Annotated in this window: 4 protein-coding genes and 1 pseudogene; 3 read left to right on the forward strand and 2 right to left on the reverse strand. The window is 43.5% G+C overall.

Translation table 11 applies throughout. The features are described from left to right. The first annotated feature begins 72 nt into the window (after positions 1 to 72). From Q0R35_RS13410 to Q0R35_RS13420, 3 genes are all read left to right on the forward strand, one after another. A complete protein-coding gene (locus Q0R35_RS13410) occupies positions 73 to 1023 on the forward strand; it encodes a MoxR family ATPase (protein WP_295619009.1) in 951 nt (316 codons plus the stop codon). 191 nt (positions 1024 to 1214) lie between these two features. Next, complete coding sequence (locus Q0R35_RS13415) at positions 1215 to 2261, forward strand: RNA ligase (protein WP_295619012.1); 1047 nt, start codon at positions 1215 to 1217, stop codon at positions 2259 to 2261. Positions 2262 to 2335: 74 nt separating this feature from the next. Further along, positions 2336 to 2755, forward strand: coding sequence for a hypothetical protein (locus Q0R35_RS13420; protein ID WP_295619015.1), 420 nt, complete (start codon positions 2336 to 2338; stop codon positions 2753 to 2755). Between the two features lie 116 nt (positions 2756 to 2871). Here the strand turns inward: Q0R35_RS13420 and Q0R35_RS13425 are convergent, their stop codons facing one another. Then, on the reverse strand, positions 2872 to 3282 hold the full coding sequence (locus Q0R35_RS13425) for a hypothetical protein (protein WP_295619018.1): 411 nt from the start codon (positions 3280 to 3282) through the stop codon (positions 2872 to 2874). Further along, positions 3272 to 3592 (reverse strand): annotated as a pseudogene (locus Q0R35_RS13430) (hypothetical protein); the annotation flags it as partial. The gene Q0R35_RS13425 and the pseudogene Q0R35_RS13430, both read right to left, overlap by 11 nt.

Raw genomic sequence — 3592 nt, forward strand, 5'->3', positions numbered from 1 at the left:
GGATTTTCAATACTCCTTACTCCTTACTCCTTACTTCTTACTCCTCACTCCCATCCCCCATCTCCCATCTCTATGACAGAAACTCACGCAATTTTTGAACGACTCAGTAGTGCTTTACAATCAGTTGTTTTTGGGCAAGCAGAAACAACCAATCAACTGCTGATTGCCTTGCTAACTGGCGGGCACGTTATTTTAGAGGGCGTACCAGGGACGGGAAAAACGATGATGGCGAAAGTACTATCGCGATTGATTAGGGCTGACTTTAAGCGAATTCAATTAACGCCTGATATTTTACCTGCTGATATTTTAGGCACGAATATTTTCGATCTTAAAAATCAAGAATTCGTGCTTAAAAAAGGGCCAGTATTTACCCAGATTTTACTTGCAGACGAGATCAATCGCACGCCACCTAAAACCCAGTCGGCACTGCTAGAAGCGATGGCAGAAGGGCAGGTAACGTTAGATGGTGAGACATTACCATTGTCGGATCTATTTTGGACGATCGCGACTCAAAACTCACTAGAATTTGAAGGCACATACCCATTACCCGAAGCGCAACTCGATCGATTTTTATTTAAACTGATCGTCGATTATCCACCTGCAACCGCAGAGCGAGCATTACTCGCCAGTGCGAGAACAGCGCAACCAGGAGCTAGAAACGATGATAACCCGATCGATCCAGTTGCGACTGTCGCTGATTGTCTGGCGGCGCGCAAGTCGGTACAACAGATAACTGTCAACGATAATGCGATCGATTATTTACTCGCGTTGGTACAGCAAACTCGCCAGCACCCCGATCTCAGTCTGGGAGCCTCTCCCCGTGCGGCAATTGCCTGGTTGCAAGCTAGTAAATCGGCTGCATGGCTCGATCGTCGTCAGATGGTAGTACCCGATGATTTTAAAAAAGTCGCTCCCCCATTATTGCGCCACCGCCTGGTATTGCGCCCAGAGGCTCAGTTAGATGGTTTGGAAATAGATACCGTAATTGCAGGACTGATCGATCGAGTTCCGGTTCCGAGATAATGGATAGTGGATAGTGGATAGTGGATAGTTAAATTTATTAGTTTGGGGTAGCCCCTAAGTTGGACGATCGATTTAGACTCAAAACTTTATAAAGAGCTGGTTTGAGCCATGCGATCGAGAATTAGCTCAGGGGAAGATCGATCGAGTAAATTAGATGGAACTGAACTTCTCCCCGCTCCCCGCTCTAAAATATGACTAATTTACCATTCGACCCCCAAACGTTACCCACACTCATCGAACAGGGTTATATTACCAGCCAAACTCACCCTAGTTTGCCACTGACGATTTATAACTATACCGCCAAAGCACAATACGATCGGTATTGGGTAGATGCGACGCTGAACTGTCGAGGGTTGGTGCTAGATAACCATTATCAACCGATCGCGCGACCGTTACCAAAGTTTTTCAATCTTAGCGAATATCAGGGGACACTACCGGATGGTGTGCCAAATATCTATGAGAAGCTCGATGGATCTCTAATTATTCTGTTTCACTACCAAGGACAGTGGGAAGTGGCTTCTAGGGGCAGCTTTACATCGGATCAGTCCCAAATGGCACGGGTGTTGATAGCTAATTATCGGGACGATTTAGATAAGCTCGATCGGGCGTACACTTATTTATTTGAAATTATCTATCCCACCAATCGGATTGTTGTAGACTATGGCAGCGCACAGCGGCTGGTGTTGCTGGCGGCGGTACATACCGAGACAGGCACAGAATTAGAACATACCCAAGTAAACTGGCTCGATCGAGCACAGACTTATCCCGCGACGACTTTACCCGCATGGATCGACTCGATCGAGAAAACCCAATCCGAACTAACCAATCATGAGGGGTTTATCCTCAAATGGCCGAATGGTTTTCGGCTCAAGTATAAGTTAGCCGATTATGTCCGGCTGCATCGGATTATTACCAGAATCCAAGCTAAAGATATTTGGGAATGTCTGAGCCAAAACCAAAATCTAGACCAATTTCTCGATGCCGTGCCTGATGAATTTTATCATTGGGTAAAAGATACTAAATTAGAATTAGAAACTAAGTACCGAGAAATTGAAGCTGAATGCCAACAAGCCTTTAAAGATTTAGGCGACAGAAGACAAACCGCACTCTATTTTCAGACTCAAAAGTATCCTGGTGTATTATTTTTGATGTTAGATGGTAGAGAGTATGCTCAAGTAATTTGGAAACTGATTAAACCGGGCTACGAACGTCCATTTCGATCGGATCTTGAAGGTTGAAAATTACGTGAAAAGCCGGAACTTGATGACTTGCAAGTTATACTAGTTCTATCCTCTATCTTCGATCTCTTGCTATGGAACGCGGTTTAATGTGGCTCCCGTTACTCGGAGCGTTTATCTGGTTGGCGAGAGCAGGTGCCAATGAATATCAAAAGCTGGAAGCTTATAAACGTTGGGCGACAGGATTCGATCGATATAAGTATGATATCTATTCTGTCATCGGACTCAAAGATCGAGAGCTAAGTTGGGGAAAACCGACTAAAGCCGAGCCTAAAGACCTCCAAACATTCAGTCTCGATCGCGTTAAACAGATAGAATTAATTGTTGATAATAAATCTGTGGATTTAGAAGATTTACCAACTAGTGGTAAGAAAATTAATCTGAGATTTCAATTTGTAGATAACGATTTAGTAAGTGATATTCCATTTACGGAAGTTGTGATGGCATCTGAGTGGGCGAAGTTTTTAAAAAAAGCGATCGAGCCAGTTATCTAAAGGCGCATTATCTACTAACTGCGCCCAGTGTATCACTCGATCGATTGCTAAGATTGCTAAAATATGTGGTAACGATCGGGATCGGAGATATGCCATTAACCTTAGTATATGAAAATTCAGGCATTAACCTTTCCTTCGAGCGGAACTAAGTGACAGAAAATACTATTATATTTAGCAATCCTATCCCGAACTAAATCTGTTTCCCACACTCGATCGAGTAAAACATCTTCATCGACATCAACATCAATTACCTTACCATCCTCAAACAAAACATACCTCCCTGCATACTGTTCGATTAACTCAGGCAACATCGTATCAAAGAGATCGCTCTGTTTGGTGATATAACTATGCGCTTCTGTACTCCAAAACAGTTCTTCAACCCCACTCGTGGCGGTTTGGATTTGGAGTTGTTGGTATTGTCGATCGATCTCTTGCGATAGCAAAGTACTCGGATCGTTATGAGTTTGTTGCCCTATATAGGCAAGCTTTTCTAGATGTTCTGAATCGATTTGAATATTAATTGTCATCGTTAATGCAGCCTCTCAACAGAGAATCGACATTGATAATTAGATCGTTGAGTCTAGTTACCTGGACTTTAACATAATTTTTTATCGCATGGAATAGGTGGTAATCAACTTGGCAAAGTCCATAGCTAGATCGAGTTGTCAGATTGTTTGGTTCGCGAACTTCTAATTCAAACTCAAATGCAAAACCAGTCCGAATCAACAGCATCTTGCTGGAGTCTTGGTCTGGTTTTGCGCCTGTTAGCCATTGCGGATCGGACATGACACGGAAGGCGGTCAAACGCGATTCTGGGACTTGCTTCTGAAGACCTTG

Origin of the sequence: Chamaesiphon sp. GL140_3_metabinner_50, assembly GCF_025361915.1 — a bacterium.
Classification (GTDB): Bacteria; Cyanobacteriota; Cyanobacteriia; order Cyanobacteriales; family Chamaesiphonaceae; genus Chamaesiphon.

Excerpts from the sequence above, each read along its gene's own strand:
- Q0R35_RS13420 (WP_295619015.1), top strand. The coding sequence starts at position 2,336 with ATGGAACGCGGTTTAATGTGGCTCCCGTTACTCGGAGCGTTTATCTGG.
- Q0R35_RS13415 (WP_295619012.1), top strand. The coding sequence starts at position 1,215 with ATGACTAATTTACCATTCGACCCCCAAACGTTACCCACACTCATCGAA.
- Q0R35_RS13410 (WP_295619009.1), top strand. The coding sequence starts at position 73 with ATGACAGAAACTCACGCAATTTTTGAACGACTCAGTAGTGCTTTACAA.
- Q0R35_RS13425 (WP_295619018.1), bottom strand. The coding sequence starts at position 3,282 with ATGACAATTAATATTCAAATCGATTCAGAACATCTAGAAAAGCTTGCC.